This window comes from Leucobacter sp. CX169 (assembly GCF_017161405.1).
Classification (GTDB): Bacteria; Actinomycetota; Actinomycetes; order Actinomycetales; family Microbacteriaceae; genus Cx-87.
The window spans coordinates 1614776-1633458 of record NZ_CP071051.1 but is presented as its reverse complement, the minus strand read 5'-3'; the positions used below and the strand labels follow the sequence as shown (position 1 = coordinate 1633458).

Annotated in this window: 17 protein-coding genes, 1 pseudogene and 1 other annotated feature; of the genes and pseudogenes, 9 read left to right on the top strand and 9 right to left on the bottom strand. The window is 60.7% G+C overall.

Annotation, left to right across the window (positions count from 1 at the left end):
• Positions 1-15: 15 nt before the first annotated feature.
• From JW030_RS07435 to JW030_RS07420, 4 genes are all read right to left on the bottom strand, one after another.
• A complete protein-coding gene (locus tag JW030_RS07435) occupies positions 16-213 on the bottom strand; it encodes a hypothetical protein (protein ID WP_147271159.1) in 198 nt (65 codons plus the stop codon).
• Positions 214-490: 277 nt separating this feature from the next.
• Complete coding sequence (locus JW030_RS07430) at positions 491-1330, bottom strand: F510_1955 family glycosylhydrolase (protein WP_188046171.1); 840 nt, start codon at positions 1328-1330, stop codon at positions 491-493.
• Between the two features lie 153 nt (positions 1331-1483).
• On the bottom strand, positions 1484-2089 hold the full coding sequence (locus JW030_RS07425) for a DUF305 domain-containing protein (RefSeq protein ID WP_017884931.1): 606 nt from the start codon (positions 2087-2089) through the stop codon (positions 1484-1486).
• Positions 2090-2186: 97 nt separating this feature from the next.
• On the bottom strand, positions 2187-2627 hold the full coding sequence (locus JW030_RS07420; protein ID WP_206348532.1) for a DUF6153 family protein: 441 nt from the start codon (positions 2625-2627) through the stop codon (positions 2187-2189).
• 236 nt (positions 2628-2863) lie between these two features.
• Here JW030_RS07420 and JW030_RS07415 point away from each other — a divergent pair, with 236 nt between their 5' ends.
• The 6 genes from JW030_RS07415 to JW030_RS07390 all read left to right on the top strand — a co-directional run bounded on the left by JW030_RS07415 (position 2864) and on the right by JW030_RS07390 (position 8839).
• Entirely contained in the window at positions 2864-3124 is a 261-nt protein-coding gene (locus JW030_RS07415; protein ID WP_031290215.1) for a YHS domain-containing protein, read from the top strand.
• Between the two features lie 73 nt (positions 3125-3197).
• On the top strand, positions 3198-5420 hold the full coding sequence (locus tag JW030_RS07410) for a heavy metal translocating P-type ATPase (RefSeq protein WP_017884928.1): 2223 nt from the start codon (positions 3198-3200) through the stop codon (positions 5418-5420).
• A 2-nt stretch (positions 5421-5422) separates the two neighbouring features.
• Positions 5423-5764: a metal-sensitive transcriptional regulator gene (locus tag JW030_RS07405; RefSeq protein WP_370567039.1), complete on the top strand. Its 342-nt coding sequence runs from the start codon at positions 5423-5425 to the stop codon at positions 5762-5764.
• A 430-nt stretch (positions 5765-6194) separates the two neighbouring features.
• A complete protein-coding gene (locus tag JW030_RS07400; RefSeq protein WP_017884926.1) occupies positions 6195-6554 on the top strand; it encodes a helix-turn-helix transcriptional regulator in 360 nt (119 codons plus the stop codon).
• Complete coding sequence (locus JW030_RS07395) at positions 6512-8509, top strand: cation-translocating P-type ATPase (RefSeq protein ID WP_241095364.1); 1998 nt, start codon at positions 6512-6514, stop codon at positions 8507-8509. The genes JW030_RS07400 and JW030_RS07395 overlap by 43 nt, the downstream gene beginning before the upstream one ends.
• 12 nt (positions 8510-8521) lie before the next feature.
• Positions 8522-8839 (top strand): hypothetical protein, encoded by a 318-nt coding sequence (locus JW030_RS07390; RefSeq protein ID WP_017884924.1) that lies wholly within the window; start codon positions 8522-8524, stop codon positions 8837-8839.
• A gap of 324 nt (positions 8840-9163) precedes the next feature.
• Here JW030_RS07390 and JW030_RS07385 read toward each other — a convergent pair.
• From JW030_RS07385 to JW030_RS07370, 4 genes are all read right to left on the bottom strand, one after another.
• Positions 9164-10428, bottom strand: a protein-coding gene (locus tag JW030_RS07385; protein ID WP_241095363.1) for an IS3 family transposase whose coding sequence is annotated in 2 segments (ribosomal slippage) — positions 9164-10125 and positions 10125-10428 — 1266 coding nt in all. Because the reading frame shifts where the segments join, the coding sequence is not laid out codon by codon here.
• Positions 9995-10129, bottom strand: a sequence feature (AL1L pseudoknot). It overlaps the preceding gene by 135 nt.
• A 502-nt stretch (positions 10429-10930) precedes the next feature.
• Positions 10931-11677, bottom strand: a complete 747-nt coding sequence (locus tag JW030_RS07380; RefSeq protein ID WP_188046173.1) for a PP2C family serine/threonine-protein phosphatase — start codon at positions 11675-11677, stop codon at positions 10931-10933.
• The gene (locus tag JW030_RS07375; RefSeq protein WP_188046174.1) at positions 11678-12364 is read right to left on the bottom strand and encodes a VWA domain-containing protein; all 687 of its coding nucleotides are present in this window, start codon (positions 12362-12364) and stop codon (positions 11678-11680) included.
• Positions 12365-12391: 27 nt separating this feature from the next.
• A complete protein-coding gene (locus JW030_RS07370; RefSeq protein WP_188046175.1) occupies positions 12392-15100 on the bottom strand; it encodes a CFI-box-CTERM domain-containing protein in 2709 nt (902 codons plus the stop codon).
• Between JW030_RS07370 and JW030_RS07365 the strand changes: the two genes are divergently transcribed.
• On the top strand, positions 15090-15293 hold the full coding sequence (locus tag JW030_RS07365) for a hypothetical protein (RefSeq protein WP_188046178.1): 204 nt from the start codon (positions 15090-15092) through the stop codon (positions 15291-15293). The genes JW030_RS07370 and JW030_RS07365 overlap by 11 nt on opposite strands.
• Positions 15294-15954: 661 nt before the next feature.
• Positions 15955-16308, top strand: coding sequence for a sulfate permease (locus tag JW030_RS07360; protein WP_188046179.1), 354 nt, complete (start codon positions 15955-15957; stop codon positions 16306-16308).
• Positions 16309-16626: 318 nt separating this feature from the next.
• Here the strand turns inward: JW030_RS07360 and JW030_RS07355 are convergent.
• Positions 16627-17822 (bottom strand): IS3 family transposase gene (locus JW030_RS07355; protein ID WP_188046806.1). Its coding sequence is split into 2 segments (ribosomal slippage): positions 16627-17535 and positions 17538-17822, totalling 1194 coding nucleotides; the frame shifts between segments, so codons are not numbered across the junction.
• Positions 17823-17918: 96 nt separating this feature from the next.
• On the opposite strand from JW030_RS07355, the pseudogene JW030_RS13520 reads away from it, so the two are divergent.
• Positions 17919-18338: pseudogene (locus tag JW030_RS13520) on the top strand (recombinase zinc beta ribbon domain-containing protein); the annotation flags it as partial.
• Positions 18339-18683 lie beyond the last annotated feature (345 nt).

Genomic DNA, 18683 nt, shown 5'->3' with positions numbered 1-18683 from the left:
CCAGTGCCTGCTCGATCATCTGCTGCGCATCTGCTCGGCGGGTGGGGTTCGCCAGGTGAGTGCTGCTCCAATGATCGTGACGACGACAGCGACGTCGTAGCTTGCCAGGGTGTAGGTCCACACCGCGGTCTCGCCAGCAAACTGTGTATCGCTGAGGATGTGGCTCATGATGAGCGCCGGTCCGAGCACCAACAGCACTCGTCCCAGGCGCACGAGCCGGCGGTGCGTCCGTTCGTTATGTGGAACCGTCGATGTCGTTACAGACGGGGACAGCGAGATGTCAGCAAGAGGCCGGAGGTGCCGCAATGAATCCGTGGGTCTCCCGTCTGGGTGTAGGTGGGGGTCATTGGAACATCGCCCCGATAGCGAGGTAGCTCGCGATCGCCACGACTATGAGGGCGATGGTCGCGGCGGTGATGAAGATCACCGGGGTGCTAAGAGGATTCTTTCGCTGTTTCATGATGCCTCGATCCGAAGAGTAAAGCGTTGCCTACCGTGCGGGGCTGAGGACGGTGGTGTCATCTGCGATGATGTCGACGATGCCTCGATCGTCGACGAGAACGATTCGTTCATCGCCGATCGCGGCGAAGGCCTGAACAGCACCGTCGACGGCCTCGAGGCGTTGCCAGGTCTGGTCGGCGTCTTGTTCCCACAGAGCGCCGTCCGTGCCGACGCCGACGAGGACGCCGTCCGGGCGGGCGTCGAGCATGTATAACAGTGGCGCGCCCTCGACGGGGACGAATGTCATACCGTGGTCGTCGCTGCGCAGGAGTCCTTCTTCGGCTGCGGCGTAGATGCCGTTGTCCGTGGCGACGAGATCTGCCGCTCCGATCGATGCTCCTGCTGTCCATTCGTGGCCGCCGTCGGTGCTGATGAGGAGCTCGATGTCGCTGGACGCGATTCCGTAGAGGGTGCCGTCGGGGCCGGCGGTGAGGACGTGGAAATCGGTGCTGCCGTTGAGCGCGACGGGTGACCAGGTCTGGCCGTAGTCGTCACTTTGGATGATGCCGAGGTTGGGGGCGCCGAGTTCTGCGGCGGTTTTGGGGCCGGGGTGCCCGGAAGCGAACAAGGTGTCTTCGGCGATGGTGAATCCCATCGCGTCGAAGTCGTGGCCGCCAATGGGGCCGGAGACCTCCCCGTCCGGGGTGACGGCGTAGATGCCGTTGTGGGTGGCGACGAGCAGGTCAGTGCCGCGGGGGTCTTCGGCGATGCCGTGGACATGTTCGATACGGGGTGTGGCAGCGTCGGGTTCGGTGGTTGGGGTGTTGGCGCATCCGGTAATAGCGAGAGCGAGTGCGGTGAGCGTGGTCAGGGGCAGGAGGCGGTTCATTGGTGCTCCGAGAGAAGTAAGTAGAGGGCCCTACGAGACGGCAGATCACGGGTCGTAGGGTGCGCGGCAGAGGGGGTTCGCGTCGAGACCTGCTGTGTGAGGTTACGACGGGGCCGGGCGGGTCGTGTCGAGTGTCGGCCCGCCCGGGGTGCGTCAGAGCTCGTTGAGGAGGTCCTGCATGGTGGAGATCTCGGCGGTCTGGTCGTCGATCACCTGCTGGGCAAGGTCAAGGACGTCCTGGTTTTGACCGTCTTCGAGAGCAGTGCGCGCCATATCCACGGCGCCGTCGTGGTGCACGATCATCTGCTCGAGGAAGATGCGGCTCGCTTGCGTCGCGTCTGCCTCTTCCAGCGTTGCCATGTCTTCTTCGGACATCATCCCGTCGCCGGAGTCGTCCATTGAACCGTGGTCCATGCCACCCATGTCGTCGGGTTCGTACTCGACGCCCCAGTCGTCCAGCCACCCGAGCATCCGCTCCATTTCCGGGCCTTGGGCATCCTTGATCTGCTGAGCGAGCTCCGCGACGGCCGGGTCGAGTCCATCCTTCGCCAAAACGATGTCGGCCATCTCGATGGCCTGCTGGTGATGCGGGATCATCATCGTCACGAACATCTCATCGGCGTCGTTTGCCGTGACGGTCGATGAGGTGTCCGACGGTGCAGTGTTCTCGCCTGTCGGCGCGGATGCGTCAGAGCAGCCGGTGAGAACGAGAGCGAGGCTGAACACGCCAGCACCGAGGGCAAGGGGAAGCTTCTTCATGAGTAAATCCTTCGAATGAGTAGATATGAGGGGTCGTGGACACAGCGCCGCGCAGAGGGCGACGCCGGGGTGTCGGCAAGATGCCGACGATGACCGATCAGGTTCGACTAATCGAAAGGAATATGAGTGAGGGTGTGCGCGGCAGGATGCTCACAGCCCGCAACCGCAAAGACGACGCCAGCGCCCGCAGGGGCGGGCCGAGATGCTCCAGAAGCATCGGGCGAACCAGCAGAAGAAGAGCTGCAAGCAATGCGAGGACGCACGCGGTGACCATGTCCGAATGGCTTTGCCCGGTTCCCATCAGACAGGTGTCATCACACGCGATAGCGCCGCTGATGTCAGAGGTGGCCGCCATCGGGGTGGAGTGCTCGGGGGCTGTTGACGCTGTCGCGGAATGGTGGGCGTCGTGGCCTGCCACGTCGGCGCTGAAGGTGTGCATGCCAAGCAGCCCCACGATGATCATGAGTGCGGCACCGGCGATCAGCAACAGGGCACGCAACGATAGCTGCTGACGCGCGATGCGTAGCGTGATCTGCATATGCTCGGCCCTCCGTTCCTTCTCCCACGCTAACACCACCAACTTCACGAACACCCTGGGGAGATGCCCACCGCCGACGGTTGAGTGATGGGTCTGACACAATGAGCGGATCTCACTCACCAAACCGTCACGCGATGATGGTGAAGCCTGTTCCGCTCACTCTACAGGAATACCCTCGGGGGGTATATGGTTGTACGTGTCAGAGTCGAGCCGCAAGCCTGAAAGAGGAAAACAATATGTCCGATTCCCCCGCTGGATCCTGCTGCAGCCACAACAGCCACGTGGCGGTCGCGGCCGATGGGCGCAAGGATCTGCTCGCCCCATCCGCGGACGAGCTCGCTGAATGCCCGGTGATGGTCGGCAGCACCGTCGTCAAAGCAGACGCAGAAGCCGCGGGCCTGTTCCGTGACTACGAGGGCGCCCGCTACTACTTCTGCTGCGCAGCATGCGGCCCCCGCTTCGACGCGGACCCCGCCAAGTACGTTGCCGCCGCCTGAACACGCACCACCCCCGCGGTACTCGCTACCAAACACCCCTGTTTAGCGTCACTATTTCGAGGAGGATCGATCCATGAGTAACTCGCACCACGACGGCGTTGAACACACCGACGGACATCACGAGTCCCACACACCCGCGGAGCACGAGTCCCATCATGAGATGGCGCATCATGCCCATACGGATGTGGCCGATGCCGCGACATCGGGCTCCTCGCACCATACACATCCCGACACGATGTCTCACGGTGCGCACGGCACCGATGGAGGGCACGACACTCACGGGGCCCACGAGGGGCACGGTGGTCATGCGGGGCACGGCGACCATGTCGGGCAGTTCCGCCGGTTGTTCTGGATCATGCTCGTCCTGGCGGTCCCGACCGTTGCGCTGTCGGGCATGTTCTCGATGATCCTCGGCTATTCTCTCCCGGACATCTCCGGGATCATGTGGGTGTCTCCGGTGCTGGGAACGGTGATGTATGTCTGGGGCGGGAAACCGTTCCTCGTCGGCGCCGTCAGCGAGATCCGCTCCCGAAAGCCCGGGATGATGCTCCTCATCGGCCTCGCAATCACGGTCGCATTCCTCGCATCGTGGGGTGCGACCCTAGGGATGTTGCATCACGAGCTCGACTTCTGGTGGGAGCTGGCGCTCCTCATCGTCATCATGCTGCTCGGTCACTGGATCGAGATGCGCTCCCTCGCCCAGACCACCTCCGCCCTCGACTCTCTGGCCGCTCTCCTCCCGGATGAGGCGGAACGGGTCGAGAATGGCGAGGTCGTTGTCGTCTCACCCGCCGACCTTGTCGTCGGCGATGTTGTCGTCGTTCGGCCCGGAGGCAGCGTCCCCGCGGATGGGCGCATTGTCGATGGACGCGCGTCGATGGACGAGTCCATGGTCACCGGTGAATCTCGCACGGTCACCCGCGGCAGCGGTGATCCGGTCACAGCGGGCACTGTCGCCACCGATTCGGGATTGCGTGTTGAGATCACTGCGATCGGTGATGACACCACCCTCGCCGGCATCCAACGCCTGGTGACCGAAGCGCAGAGCTCCTCGTCCCGCGCCCAGCGACTCGCCGACACCGCCGCCGGATGGCTGTTCTGGTTCGCACTCGGATCTGCGGCCATCACCGCGCTCGTATGGACCCTGGTGGGATTCCCGGATGCCGCCGTCATCCGCACGATCACCGTCTTGGTGATCGCTTGCCCCCACGCGCTCGGTCTGGCCATCCCGCTAGTCGTGTCGATCGCGACCGAGCGGGCCGCGCGCGGTGGCGTCCTCGTCAAGGACCGGCTGGCGTTGGAGAGCATGCGCACTGTCGACACTGTGTTGTTCGACAAGACCGGAACTCTCACGAAAGGCGAGCCTGTCGTCTCCGAAGTATCGATCACCGACGGGGGCGACGCGGATCAGGTGCTTGCGCTGGCGGCCGCCGCGGAAGTCGACAGTGAGCATCCCCTGGCGAAGGCGATTGTCCGTGCCGCTGCCGAGAAGAAGCTCACGGTGCCCGGAAGTCGCGACTTCACCTCATCTCCCGCGGTTGGCGTCACTGCAACCGTCGACGGGTCGACCATCCGCGTCGGTGGGCCGCACCTTCTCACGGAGGAAGGCGCAGACGAACTCCCCATTGCCGACGCCTGGCGCACGGACGGCGCCATCATCCTCCACGTCATTCAAGACGGGCGTGTGATTGGTGCGTTGAAGCTCGCCGATGAGGTGCGTTCGGAGTCGCGCGAAGCGGTCGATGCGCTCCACGTCCTCGGCGTGCAAGTGGTCATGATCACCGGAGACGCAGAGGCCGTCGCACATGCCGTCGCTCAAGATCTCGGCATCGACCGGGTCTTCGCCGGGGTCCGTCCAGAAGACAAGGCCGCGAAGGTCCAGGAGCTTCAGCGAGAAGGTCGGAAAGTCGCGATGGTCGGCGACGGTGTTAATGATGCTCCCGCACTCGCCCAAGCCGACGTCGGGCTCGCAATCGGCGCGGGCACGGATGTCGCGATCGCCTCGGCCGGCGTCATCCTCGCCAGCGACGACCCCCGCTCCGTGCTCTCGGTAATCGAACTGTCCCGCGCCGCGTACCGAAAGATGAAACAGAACCTCTGGTGGGCTGCGGGCTATAACCTCATCTCCGTCCCCCTCGCAGCCGGTGCCCTCGCCCCTATCGGGTTCGTGCTGCCGATGTCGGTCGGCGCCGTCCTCATGTCGCTGTCCACGATCGTCGTCGCGCTCAACGCGCAGCTGTTGCGGCGCCTGGACCTTCGTCCTGAGACCACGACTCGCGCCATCCTCGACCGATGACCATGACGAATCAGGAGAAGACGATGACCGACGTCATTAAACCTGCAGCTTCGTGTGACCACGGCGAGCACGGCTACATCACCGACAAAGCCCGCTACCTCGCCCGACTCAAACGCATCGAAGGCCAAGCACGTGGCGTGCACCGCATGGTCGAAGACGAGCAATACTGCATCGATATCCTCACCCAGATCTCCGCACTCACCGGCGCCCTGCAAGGCGTCGCCATCGGACTCCTCGAAGACCACCTCCGCCACTGCGTCGCAGACGCCGTCCGCGCAGGCGGGGACACTGCCGAAGAGAAAATACGAGAGGCATCTCAAGCCATCGGCCGCCTCGTCCGGTGAGGTGAGAGCCGCGGAATCACGCGGAGGTTGTGATCGACGCTCTGACTGCCTGTTTCACGAAAGGTCACAACGTCTGCGGCGTTCATACATGCGCGCGTCCGCAGTGCCAAACGCCGCCTCGTTGAGCTGCGACCTATTCACAGCCGCCCCGAGTCGGGAAACATCGTGATTGGCGCAGGCTGACTGTCATGCATCTTCCTCTCCGCGCACAAGGCACGACGCTTACCGAAGAGCAGGCGAAAATGCTCGATGACGAGTTCTTCCGCTCGAACCCGCCGGGATGCCAGACGCTGACGCATCGAGGCGCAACTGTGGGTCGCGATCTCGCTGCCGAGCCGCATCGTTGAATCGCGTGTTCAGCAGATATCGGGTGCTGTGTCGCTTGGCGGTGGAGCACTGATTGATCAGTCAGTGCTGTATAGTTCAGCGTGTGCTGACTATTGCTTCACGCCTCGACGTCATGAACCGGCTCGGCCGTGCCATGGCGGATCCGACGCGTTCCCGGATCCTGATGACGTTGCTCGATGGTCCGAGCTACCCGGCCGTGCTCTCGCGCGAGTTGGAGCTGACGCGCTCGAACGTGTCTAACCATCTCACCTGCCTGCGCGACTGCGGGGTCGTGGTCGCTGAGCCTGAGGGTCGCCAGACTCGCTACGAGATCGCAGATCCGCACCTTGCTGCTGCGCTCGTTTCCCTCGTGGACGTGACGCTGGCTGTCGATGAGCACGCACCTTGCGTGGACTCAGCATGCACGGTACCTTGCTGCTGCGGGACGGGGGCGGACGCGTGAGCGCGGCGTGTGGCTGCGAACACGAGCCTGCTACTGCGGCGGATGATGAGAATGAAGAGGTGGGGCGACCCTGGTGGAAGGACCGCGGCATCATGGTGCCGGTCTTTTCAGGTGTCGCATTCCTCACCGGTCTAATCCTTGAATGGTCCGGCCTCGAGATCCCGGCGCTCGTGCTGTTCTGGGCCGGCCTGTTGCTGGGCGCGTCGACGTTCACTCCTGGCGCGATCCGGAAGCTGTTAAAGGGCAAGCTCGGGATCGGGCTGCTGATGACGATCAGCGCGATCGGCGCGGTCATTCTCGGTTACGTCGAGGAGGCCGCAGCGTTGGCCTTCCTATACTCAATCGCAGAGGCCCTCGAGGACAAGGCGATGGACCGCGCCCGGGGAGGGCTGCGGGCGCTGCTGAAGCTGGTGCCGGAGACGGCGACAGTGCTGCGCGACGGGGTGTCCGTGCAGGTTCAGGCGAAGGAGCTGACGGTCGGCCAGGTCATGGTGGTCCGACCGGGCGAGCGGATCGCGACCGACGGGATCGTCCGTGCGGGGCGCTCCAGCTTGGACACCTCGGCGATCACCGGGGAATCGATCCCGGTCGAGGTCGAGCCCGGCGATGCGGTGTCGGCCGGCGCGATCAACAGCGCCGGCGCACTGGAGGTCGAAACGACCGCGGCGGGTACCGACAACTCGCTAACCACGATCGTCGAACTGGTGGAGCAGGCGCAGACGGAGAAGGGCGAGCGTGCTCGTCTCGCGGACCGGATCGCTCGCCCGCTGGTGCCCGGTGTGCTGATCCTCGCCGCCCTCGTCGCGATCCTCGGATCGCTGCTGGGCGACCCGGAGATGTGGATCACCCGCGCACTCGTCGTGCTAGTCGCAGCCTCACCCTGTGCGCTGGCGATCTCTGTTCCGCTGACGGTCGTCGCCGCGATCGGCGCGGCGAGCAAGTTCGGCGTGATCATCAAATCCGGAGCCGTCTTCGAGCGCTTCGGCACGGTCCGGCATGTAGCCGTCGACAAGACCGGCACCCTCACCTGCAACGAGCCCGCGGTCACCGCCGTCCTCACCGCGAACAGCGTGACCGAGACACAGGCGCTGGCCTGGGCGGCGGCGCTGGAACAGCACAGCACGCATCCCCTCGCCTCCGCTATCACCGCTGCGACTCCGGGCATTGCGGCAGCTGTAGACGTGACCGAGAAGGCCGGGCACGGCATCGAAGGCACCGTCGACGGGTCGAGAATCACCGTCGGCAGCCCCCGCTGGCTCGACGCCGGGGAGCTCGGAGACCGGGTCGCGGGTCTCGAGGAACAGGGCATGACCGTCGTGATCGTCCACCGGGACGGATTCCCGGTCGCGGCGATCGGTGTCCGCGACGAACTGCGCCCCGAAGTTCCCGAAGTCGTCCGCACGCTCGCGGATCAGGGCATCGACATGACCATGCTCACCGGCGACAACGCCCGCACCGCACGCGCCCTCGCCGCACAGGCTGGCATCAAGGATGTGCGTGCGGAGCTGCGTCCCGAGGACAAGGCAGCGGCAATCGGTGAGCTGTCGAAGGCGGGATCGGTCGCGATGATTGGCGACGGCATCAACGACGCCCCGGCCCTCGCCTCCGCGGACATCGGCATCGCGATGGGAGCGACCGGTTCCGACGCAGCGATCGAGTCCGCCGATGTCGCGTTCACGGGCCACGACCTGCGCCTCATTCCGCGGGCGTTCGACCACGCCCGCCGGTGTCGGCGGATCATCAACCAGAACATCTTCCTGTCGTTGCTGATCATCACCGCGTTGCTCCCACTCGCGCTGTTCGGAGTCCTGGGGCTGGCCGCCGTCGTCCTGGTCCACGAGATCGCTGAGGTCATCGTGATCCTTAACGGCCTGCGCGCCGCGCGCGCCAAGTCGCCCGCGCTGTCGTCGGTAACGCCTTCTTCACCTGTCGCGGTCCACGCGGGTCGGAACTGAGAGGAGTTGGTCATGGAGATTACGTTGCAATACTTCGACGGGTGCCCGAACTGGGAGATACTCGATCGTCGGCTTGCTGGGCTGCTCGACGGCCGATCAGATGTCCGCGTCACACGTCAGTTGGTCGAGACCCCGGAGGACGCTGTGCGACTCGGGTTCCACGGGTCACCGACCGTTCTCGTCGACGGGGTCGATCCCTTCGCAGACGAGCACGCGCCGGTCGGGCTCGCCTGCCGGGTGTTTAGTACCCCTGCCGGGCTGGGAGGGTCTCCGACCGTCGAGCAGTTGCGCGAGGCGATTTCCGGGCGAGCGCTGACGGGTGATGCTTGATCAGGCGCGGGTGGAACGAAGAGCCGGGTAATCGGACCACTCACCGCCGGCGAGACGTGACCATGAGGCAGCGGACGCCGTCGTGATGCCGAGGAGGTCCGAGACGATCCGGGGATGCAGTTGCCGTGTGAGTTCGATGAGCGCTGTTGTGCGGGCGCTCCCGGCAAGCAAGCCTTCGGCGCGAAGACGACGGCTCAGTGGGCCCGGGGTGAGGTGGCGGCCTGGGTTCCTGCCGGGGAACAGCCATCCGAAGCGCACCACGATGAATACGCATCAGCAAGGGCAAACCTCGATGAAGCGCCCTGGGTTTGATGGAGACTCGCGCTATTTGATTCCCACCAACTGAGGGCTCGTGGTTTGGTCAGCATAGAACCTCTGCTCGAACTCGATGGGCGGGACGTCGCCGAGATAGCTGTGGAGGCGTTGCGTGTTGTGCCAGTGCACCCATCCGAGGGTCGCGAGCTCGAGATCCTCAACCGTCTTCCACGGGCCGGGGCGAGCCGGGCCGCGGACGAGTTCTGTCTTGTAGTACCCGTTCACCGTCTCTGCCAGGGCATTGTCATAACTGTCGCCGACCGTCCCGATCGACGGTGTCGCACCGATCTCGGCGAGACGCTCGCCGTAGCGAATCGACGTAAATTGACTGCCCGCATCGCTATGACATCGCAGATCATTGTGGTGAGCGCCGCGGCCCCACCTCGCCATCTCGATCGCATCGAGGACCATCTCGGTACGCATATGAGACGCGCACCGCCAGCCGACGATCATCCGGCTGAACACGTCGATGATGAAACAGACGTAAGCGACGCCAGCCCACGTGGGAACGAAGGTCAGGTCGGTGACCCAGAGTCTGTTCGGTGCGGTCGCGGTGAACTCCCGCTTCACCAGATCCGGGTGCCTCGCTGACGTTGGATCGGGCCGTGTCGTCTTCACCCGCTTCGAACGGGTCGCGCCCTCGATCATTGCGGCCCGCATGAGCCGCCCGGTCTGGTCGCGCCCGATATCGATTCCAGCACGGCGGGCGCACTTCCAGAGCTTGCGGACCCCGTAAACGGAGTAGTTCGCCTGCCACAGCGTCACCAGTTCAGGACCGACAACAGCATCGCTGACCGCGCGCGCCGACGGGGCGCGATCACGGGCTGCGTAATAGGTACTCGGAGCCACCTGCAACAGTGCGCAGATGGGCTCGACTCCGAGCGGACGGCCCTCGACGATATCGTGCTTGTTCGCGTCGATGAACGCGGCTACTTCCTGTGTTGGCGGTCGAGCTCCGCCCCGAAGAAAGACGCCGCTCGCTTGAGTATCTCGTTGGCTCGTCGCAGCTCGCGGACCTCTTGCTCGAGTTCCCGCACCCGGCGGGCCTCAGCGGTGCTGACCCCGACGACGTGACCGTCGTCGACATCAGCCTGCTTCACCCACATCCGCACGGACTCGACTCCGTACCCGAGTTGCGTTGCGACCCGATGCACCGTCCCATGGTCGGTCCCGAGCTCCACCCGTAGCGTCCGCACCATTCGGACCGCGGCAGCCTTCTCCTCCTGCGAATACCGACGTCCCGTCGGCTTCCCAAATCCCTGCTTCGACACCATGACTCCATCCTCGTTCCCAAGGTCAGGAGTCTCCATCAAACCCAGGGCGCTTCATCTCCGCTGGAGACGTGGCGTTTACCGGGTGTCGAGGCGGTGCGATGTCGACCCAATTCGAGACGTTCGTGGGCCGGTTATTCGGAGGATTGCAAATCCTCAAACCTTTCTCACGGCCCTTCAGATCGACCGATTGGTCGATGATTATATCGCCGGATTATCAGTTGGGCAGCTGGCTCAACAGTATGGTTTGCACCGTTCTACCGTGTCAGCGCATCTCACTCGGCGTGGTGTTGTACGTCGACTTTCAGGCCTCGATGACCACGACGCCGCTGAAGCGGTCAAACTGCACCGCGCTGGTGCTTCGATGCGCGCGATCTCACGCACGATTGGCGTCGATAGAAAACAGGTGCGCAACTCCCTTGTAGCAGCCGGTTCGCTAGCGACTAGGTCAACTGAAAGCTTCCCCCATCAGTCCTCTAGCGCATTGGTTTCGCCCAGCCAATATCTAAACTGAACGCCCGAACACTGCAAGGCTGCAGTCGTCTTTGGTAGCTTCCTTGACTTTCGTAGCCAAGAACCGCCTGAGTTGGTACCTGACGCTAGGAAGGCTCAACCCGTGAGACGAGGCTGCTACGAGATTGATGATCTTTGAACATGCGGGTGCAAGCTTCTGTGTTTGATGGCTGTACAGACTGTTTTCGGTACCGTCGCTCATCAGCACAAACCCAGTGACACCAGCTGTCGATCCCCGCAGCAACCGCATCGAGTGTGCTGCACCTAGAGACGTAACAAACGTGGTCTGATTCACGAACTCAGAATTATCGGGGGCAGAGATAACTTTGAGTTCTCCATCCTTCTCGTATCCAATGACGCCATCTCCGATGTGGATAGCAATGAAACGGTCGCCCGAAACTGCCACGGCTAAGAAAGTGGCAGCCAAGTCTTTGAGCGACACCTTGCGTCGACGAGAGGTCCTTTCCAGCTTCGTCAAAAGACGTTGCACCACCTCGACTTTGACATTCCGTCCGTCATCGCGCAAGGTGAACTCAACAAATTGTTCAACAAGCATCTTGGTTCCCTCGTTGACAAGTGCCTGAGCGCCAATCTCCGAGTGCGCTGCTGAGCCAGCACCATCCGATAAGCACAAGACTTGCACGCCCTCTCGGTTTGCGTACGAAGTTTTGTCCTGGCAAGGCGACCCGGTATCGGCGTGCCCTTTGCCTTTGACCTGATGATGGAATTCGCGAAACAACTAGAGTTCCGCCCAGCCTGCAAGACCTTCCAGGTCAAGCTTGGGCGGAGCATCACCAGGACTGGACTGTGATACCCGCGCCACGGACTTCGATAGCCATTCGAAGAACTCCTTGAAGCTAAGGCCTTGAAGTCGGAGCGGCGGCTTAGTTGGGCTGAATCGGGCAAGAATGTTCATGTCCGCTCCTGCGCCAATCCCGATCGGGAAGATGGTCAACTTCCTGTTACCGATCAGGTCTGTCACCCGTGTCACGGCACGCTCCAGTTCGGCAGCGCTCCCGTTCGGCGCGCCATCTGTCATCAGTACCAGCCAGGGCTGGTAATAAAGAACGCCGTTGTCAGAGTAGAGCCGCTTACGCTCTTCGAGGGTGTCAAGCGCAAGATTGACACCCTCGCCCATCGAGGTGCCACCGCTGGCAGTGATCGAGTTGATACGTTGAAGCCGTTCGATGCTCGCGAACTCTTGGATCACTTTGGCACCGGAGTTAAACTCCACGATGCACACTTCTGCAGCGTCAAGGGCATCGTCGTCTTCTTCGATTGCGTCGTAGAATTGGTTAACTCCAGCTACTAGCTCTTCAATTGGTGCCCCTCCCATTGACCCACTCGTATCGATGCAAAGTGCGACGGGCACGCGTGGTGTCGGGTTTTCGACTAGGTCTTCCGTGTTGATGTCCAGTTTGGCCATGTTGTTATTCCGATCTACTTGTAAATGTCAGCGGTCTTGATACGGGGCATCCGACACGCCTGTTCGACGAAGGCGGTGCACCAAGCGGTTGAGGAAGAATCTCGCAGGCACGTGGAAAGCGTCATGGGCACCAAACCTCTTCACAATTTGCGGGCTCCAACGGTAGTAACCCTTTATGAACAAGCGTCCGAGGGCGGACCGGCTGAGGAAATTATCGCGCCATCTTCGAAGCACCCATACCTGTGGAGCATCATATGAGCCGTAAACGGCCGTCGCGATGTAGCAGCCTCCAGACTTTTCTGGCTTTGGTGCTTTTTGTGAAACCTTCGGCGGAATCGGGAGGGGAACACACTCCGGCGGATAGGTGTATCCGTAACCCATTTTGTGCGTGGTTGGGACTTCCTTACCCATTCGCTGATGCCACGCCACGTTCCCACGCGAGATGAAGGCCTTACCGCAACGTGTACAGAGTCGCGACGAGTCAGGTTCGGCGTCTCGACGTGCTTTCTCCGCCGCTTCGGCCTTGTTTTGCTGCTGGCGCTCAAGGTCTCGTTGGTGGCATTCCGTGCACCGACCATAGTTCATCGCGGACTTTATGAACTTACGGCCACAATTCTTGCAGCTCACGGGTACGCATCGGTCGCACAGGCCATCAGCAAGATACCGCTTGGGTACCTGGCGACCACAGTCGGCACAACGTCCCTGATTGCAATCAAAGCATCGTCCGTCGACGAGCGATTTCTTTGGCTTCTCCTGCCCGCATTCGGCACAGGCTACGAAGTTTCGTTTACGGTTACAATCCCAACACACTCCATCTTTCAACGACGATTTGTGTTTACCGCAGTCCGAACACTTCGGAAGTTTTGACCTACATGCCTGACAAAGTCGAGGCTGCATGTACTTCTTCGTCTTGTCATTCCAGATACCGGCCATTGACGTGCCACATTCGCTGCATTCATAGATTGGCGTATCGCGAGCCATTGCCTTGAATCGCGTTGGATACACGTCATTCGACATCGGGTCAAAGTTCTCGGAACCTGATAGATAGCGTCGGAAACGTCGGAATTCTGAGAGCCATTCTTCATCGGTGGGCCGATCAGAGTACCGGTCGCCTTCGCGATGGAACGTGTGCCAAAAGAGCCCTTTTAGGTCTGGTTGTATATGGCTCCACATGTACTTCCAGTTACCCGCAGGTTGGTCCTGATTGGAGTTTTCCTTGTACTGAAAGGCGAAGTTACCCTCTCTGATCAGCTTAACGATATCCCCATCGGAACCGGACCTTGCATACGGGAACTGCCCCGTAATCAGAATCATGAATAGCATCGTCGCTACCGAGAATTGCTCATCTTCCATGGTGCGAAGGAAATCTGGGTAGCGCCTGCCGATCACTTCGGGTGCGCTGAACATTTCTGTACCCACAGGGCACGGGAATCCGTCGACCTGCCATGAATCGGCGTCGATGATCCAGACATCTTTGTTCGAGTCGACCTGGAGATTCTTCGGGTTGATATCGCCTAAGACAATGTTTAGGGAATGGAGAAATGCGACCTTGTCCAAGAATGAAATAGCCACATCCACGAGGTCTGTCTTCGTCCAGGTGGGGTACTCCTTCCGGAAACGGCGCGGGTTGAAGAGAGCCTTCGAAAAGTCACGTCCATTCGCGCGCGGCATCACGTAGCCAACAAACTCGCCCTGAAGGTTTCTGACGACTGCCTGAGGAAAACAGATCCCAGGTGCTGAAAGTCCGCGGTTAGAAAGTAGCTCGATCTTGGCTTTGCGATGAGCAGTAATGTGTTCTTCATCAAAGACTTTGATGACTTGCGTGGGCGAGACGGAGAACACGCTTCCTTCTCCGCCAGTTCCGAGCTTGTCGGAAAGCTGAAGCCTTTCCGTGCCCGTTGGTGTCTCGACGAGGACTTCATCACCTTCGCCTGGAACTTCGGTCACTGAGAGCAGAGAATCGTCTCCACGATACGGTGAGTCGGGCGGAAAAGGATCTACGCCCACTGAAGCTGGGGATTCAGGTGTTCTTACGTTTCCAAGCTTAGCGGCTCTCTCAGGCTCAACCACGTTGGTTGCGCCTGCAAATTCTTGCAGCACAGCTTGTAGGCTTTCTGCTTCTAAGCCGTCTTTCGCATCTGCCTCTGGCGTGTCAAGCCGACGTTGCACTCGACGAAGCTTCGCGAGTCCACGCGCATAGAGAACCTGCGGGACCTCACATTCGATGAGCCCCTCGCTGGTCAGTCTTCCTGCAATCAACCAAACCCCTCGTTGGATGCCGAGCAAGTTGATTCGAAGTAGAAGGGTGATGTCATTAGTGAGCAGGGCCATTGAGTAGCGACCGGCGTATGCGGTGAATAAATCTACGAAGAGGTCATCAGCGTACGGGTTGGAATCGTCCCCAAGGTCCTTGCGGACGAGCCCGTGTTCACTAGCTGCCTTTAGAAAAACGAGCGCGTTGGCAGCCTTCTTGATGGCTTTGGAACGGCTTGGTTCGTCCTCAAACGCTTCTTGACCGCTCTGCTTCGTAAGCTCGGTCACAACCTTGGTTGGAACAATGACGGGACTGCCACCTTCTTCGATCTTTGGCGCAACACGCGCGAAGAGTTTTTGCAGTCCACCCTCGCGTTCAGGTGAGGTTTCCATGAAGACATTGGTGTCAATGAATAATCGGGCGTCGGGGGCGACGAGGTCTACCGGATCAAAGATCAAAGTATCTTCAGCAGTGTTAGTCATTGAACACGACACCGCTCTGGAAGCCTTCTGGTTTCGGGGCTGGTGGGGCATCACCGAACTCGACATTGCTCGTGAATTGGACACCTATCTCAATGTCGCCACTGTGATCAGGATTCCGAGACACTGCGGCGTCCACCTGGATGCGAGGATTTTTTGGATCTTTCTCATCGGCTGCGAGAGTGAAGACGACTGACTCGACTGGATCGATCAAGTCGGCGGGAGCCTGAGCGGCGTGATCCAGTGCCTGGCCCAAGAGCGCATCCATCGTTGCTGGTACGCCGAGTAGGTCGGCAACTAGCGAGCTGAGCGACTCCCCAGATGGCGCGGTCGAAGTTGGTCGCGCGTAGGAACTGGATCTCCCAGATCCATTTCCACGAGAAGAACCGGTGGCTACTGACTTGCCGATTACTTGGCTCGCGCGACCCATCGAGTAGTACTTTCTGTCGTAATTTCCGTGCGCCTTGAGCGCAGCAATTTGACGTCCGGTTGCGGGGCGAGACCACCGGCCAGAAGAGTAGCGAGCCATCGACATCCTTTCCAGTGCGTCATCGACTCTTGGTGCTTTCGAGTCTATCGGGCACCTATGACATCCATCCGTTGGGGATACATATCGGTCGACTCTGAGCATCGCTGTTTCAAGACACAACTTGAGATCGATTACCGATGTTGAGAGGTTGACCAAGGCAAGGTAGACGCGGGTCGAGGACTTCCATTCCTCAACGAAGAGGCGTAATTTGGGGATAGGCGACCTCTACCTGCTACGCCATCGCCACAAGCGGTGACACAACTCAACGGCCTTGGCTGAACAGTTTTTCTTTCTCCTGTCGCCTCTCGACTTGGAGAGGACTGTTCCCATGTTTTGCATCATCTGGACGCTCAGCATCTACACCCGTATTTTCATGCGCCGGTTCATGCCGACCAACATCGTGCTCGATGCGCTCCGTACTCGCCGTGGCCTCAAATGGGGCGCACCAGCGATGCTGATCGCGATCGTCTACTTCTACGTGGCGAGTTTCATCACGGTGCTCATCGCGCAGGGTTCACCAAAGTGGCTGTATCTTGTGGCGCTGGTATGCATTTGGAACGCGGTGAAGTTCATCCTGAACGGCGTCATCTCAATTGGTGTGCTCGCCAAAGTGCGGATCGCAGAGCGGCGCATTCGCCGGGTAACGCAGCAAGCAGCGGATCAACAGCTTATTTCAGCTTGAACCGCGAGCCATGCACCTCTAATACCGACGCAAAATCAGCTACAGAACGAATCTCCTGGCTGATGACGATCGCGCTTATCTTGTTGCCAGTGCCAGTGCCAGTGCCAGTGCCATGGCAAAACTCATTTAATGCGATGCATGTCACCGTACTGACAAACTGTTCGCTTGCCCATCGGTCGTGGAGGTCCCCGAGGTCAAGAGAAGGCGCTTCAACTGTGCGCGATTACTAGCAAATTGGACTGAGTGTCAGAAGTCTTCTCTTGTGCCGCAACTGTTGCCTAGTTGGGGTCTGCTGCACGGTTAGGTGACAGTTTCTAGTCACGCAGCCAGTGCGGCTGGCGTGTTCATGATGGCCTCGAAATCGATCGGGGTCAAACGGCCGAGTCGGGGTTGGCGTCGGCGGCGGTGGTAGGTTCGTTCGATCCAGATCACGATCGCTATGCGCAGCTCCTCGCGGGTGGCCCAGGAACGGCGGTTGAGGACGTTCTTTTGGAGCAGACTGAAGAACGATTCCATGGCAGCGTTGTCACCGCATGAGGCGACTCTGCCCATCGACCCGACGAGGCGATTGCGGGTCAGAGCCCGCAGGAACTTCTGGCTGCGAAATTGCGATCCACGATCGCTGTGAACCACACAGCCGGCGACGTCACCGCGCATCGCGATGGCATTCTCCAGAGCGTTGACGGCCAGACTGGACTTCATTCTGGAGTCGATCGAGTACCCGACGATCTTGTTCGAGAACACGTCTTTGATCGCGCAGAGGTAGAGCTTGCCGTCCGTGGTGGTCCTGTGCTCGGTGATATCGGTCAGCCAGAGTTGGTTCGGCTTCTCGGCGGTGAACTCGTGCCGGACACGACCATTCTCGTCGGTGACCGTGCAGAGATCGTCGTGGACGGCCGGGCCGGGCTTCTTGCCGTTCCTGCCCCGTTTCTTCCCGAACACGCTCCACCACGCGTTGTCACGGCAGATGCGCCACGCTGTCCGGTCAGCCATTGCCTCCCCGACGTCGCGGGCCTCGTCCGCGAGCAGCCGGTGACCGAACTCGGGATCGTCGTGGTGGGCATCGAACAGCGCGTTCGCACGATATGCCTCGACCACCTCACTACCGGCGATCGGGTCGAGCAGCCACCGGTAGTAAGGCTGGCGAGCAAGCTTGAGGACCCGGCACGTCACCGCGACAGGGATCCTGTCCTCGGCGAGCTCCTTCACGAGCGGGTAGAGCCTTTTCCCGGCAGATTCGCCTGCGACAGATATGCCGCAGCCCGCCGGAGGACCTCGTTCTCCTGCTCAAGGAGGCGGATCCTCTTGCGCGCTTCGCGCAGCTCCACCGCCTCGCCGCGGGCCTGGCCCGGCTTAGAGCCGTCATCGACCGCAGCGCGTTGCAACCATTTCTGCAGCGTCATCGGATGGACCCCGAAGTCTTTCGCGATCTGCTCAATCGTCACTCCGGGTTCGCGACCTCGAGCGACTTTCACAACACCGTCACGGAACTCACTGGGATAAGGCTTAGGCACAATGACATCCTTCCAGGCCGCCCTCCCGGGCAAGCCAACTCAGATGTCACCTAACCGTGCAGCAGACCCTTCGCTTCAGGCAGGTGGACTCTCTCACAGCTGCACCGAGAACTCGAACGCCGAGGGCTCACGACACTGCCGACACCGAAGCGGCCATCAAAGCCGATCAGCCTGTCGGGCTTGCAGCGCATCCTCACAAACCCCTATTACACCGGAGTCGTCAGATTCAAAGGCGCAACCTACCCGGGTGCGCACGAGGTGATCGTGCCGAAAGAGGTCTGGTATCAGGTGCAGAACGTGTTGGATTCGCACAAGTCAGCGGCCGACGCGACCCAGGTGCATGACCATTACTTGAAGGGCACCGTGTATTGCGGGCAGTGCGGTGAGCGGTTGATTATTGTCAACGCAAAGAACCGGCACGGCAAGATCTACCCATATTTCGTGTGCAACGGTAGGCATTCAAAGAAAACAAACTGCACGCGGCAGGCCGTGCTCATTGAAGATGTCGAACGGCTCATCGAGGCGTACTACGAGCGCATACAAGTGAGTGGCGAGGTGCGGCAGTCACTTGCTGGCATGCTGCATGCCGAATTCGATCGGCTAATGGCCAGCGAATCGGCTGAGCTTGCAAACCTTGCTGTCGAACGAAACCAGCTCGATGAAGAGCGCACCAAGCTGTTGCAGGCTCACTATGCAGGGGCAGTGCCGCTTGATTTGTTGAAGCGTGAGCAGGGGAGGATTTCGAACCGGCTCGAAGATATTGAGCATCGCATAAACGCGCATCACGAAGAGTACGCGTCATCACGTGAAAACCTTGAAGATTCACTCGCGTTACTCGCGAACGTGTCGCTAATCTATGGG

Excerpts from the sequence above, each read along its gene's own strand:
- JW030_RS07430 (WP_188046171.1), bottom strand. The coding sequence starts at position 1,330 with ATGAACCGCCTCCTGCCCCTGACCACGCTCACCGCACTCGCTCTCGCT.
- JW030_RS07425 (WP_017884931.1), bottom strand. The coding sequence starts at position 2,089 with ATGAAGAAGCTTCCCCTTGCCCTCGGTGCTGGCGTGTTCAGCCTCGCT.
- JW030_RS07420 (WP_206348532.1), bottom strand. The coding sequence starts at position 2,627 with ATGCAGATCACGCTACGCATCGCGCGTCAGCAGCTATCGTTGCGTGCC.
- JW030_RS07415 (WP_031290215.1), top strand. The coding sequence starts at position 2,864 with ATGTCCGATTCCCCCGCTGGATCCTGCTGCAGCCACAACAGCCACGTG.
- JW030_RS07410 (WP_017884928.1), top strand. The coding sequence starts at position 3,198 with ATGAGTAACTCGCACCACGACGGCGTTGAACACACCGACGGACATCAC.
- JW030_RS07405 (WP_370567039.1), top strand. The coding sequence starts at position 5,423 with ATGACGAATCAGGAGAAGACGATGACCGACGTCATTAAACCTGCAGCT.
- JW030_RS07395 (WP_241095364.1), top strand. The coding sequence starts at position 6,512 with ATGCACGGTACCTTGCTGCTGCGGGACGGGGGCGGACGCGTGAGCGCG.
- JW030_RS07390 (WP_017884924.1), top strand. The coding sequence starts at position 8,522 with ATGGAGATTACGTTGCAATACTTCGACGGGTGCCCGAACTGGGAGATA.
- JW030_RS07375 (WP_188046174.1), bottom strand. The coding sequence starts at position 12,364 with ATGGCCAAACTGGACATCAACACGGAAGACCTAGTCGAAAACCCGACA.
- JW030_RS07370 (WP_188046175.1), bottom strand. The coding sequence starts at position 15,100 with ATGACTAACACTGCTGAAGATACTTTGATCTTTGATCCGGTAGACCTC.
- JW030_RS07360 (WP_188046179.1), top strand. The coding sequence starts at position 15,955 with ATGTTTTGCATCATCTGGACGCTCAGCATCTACACCCGTATTTTCATG.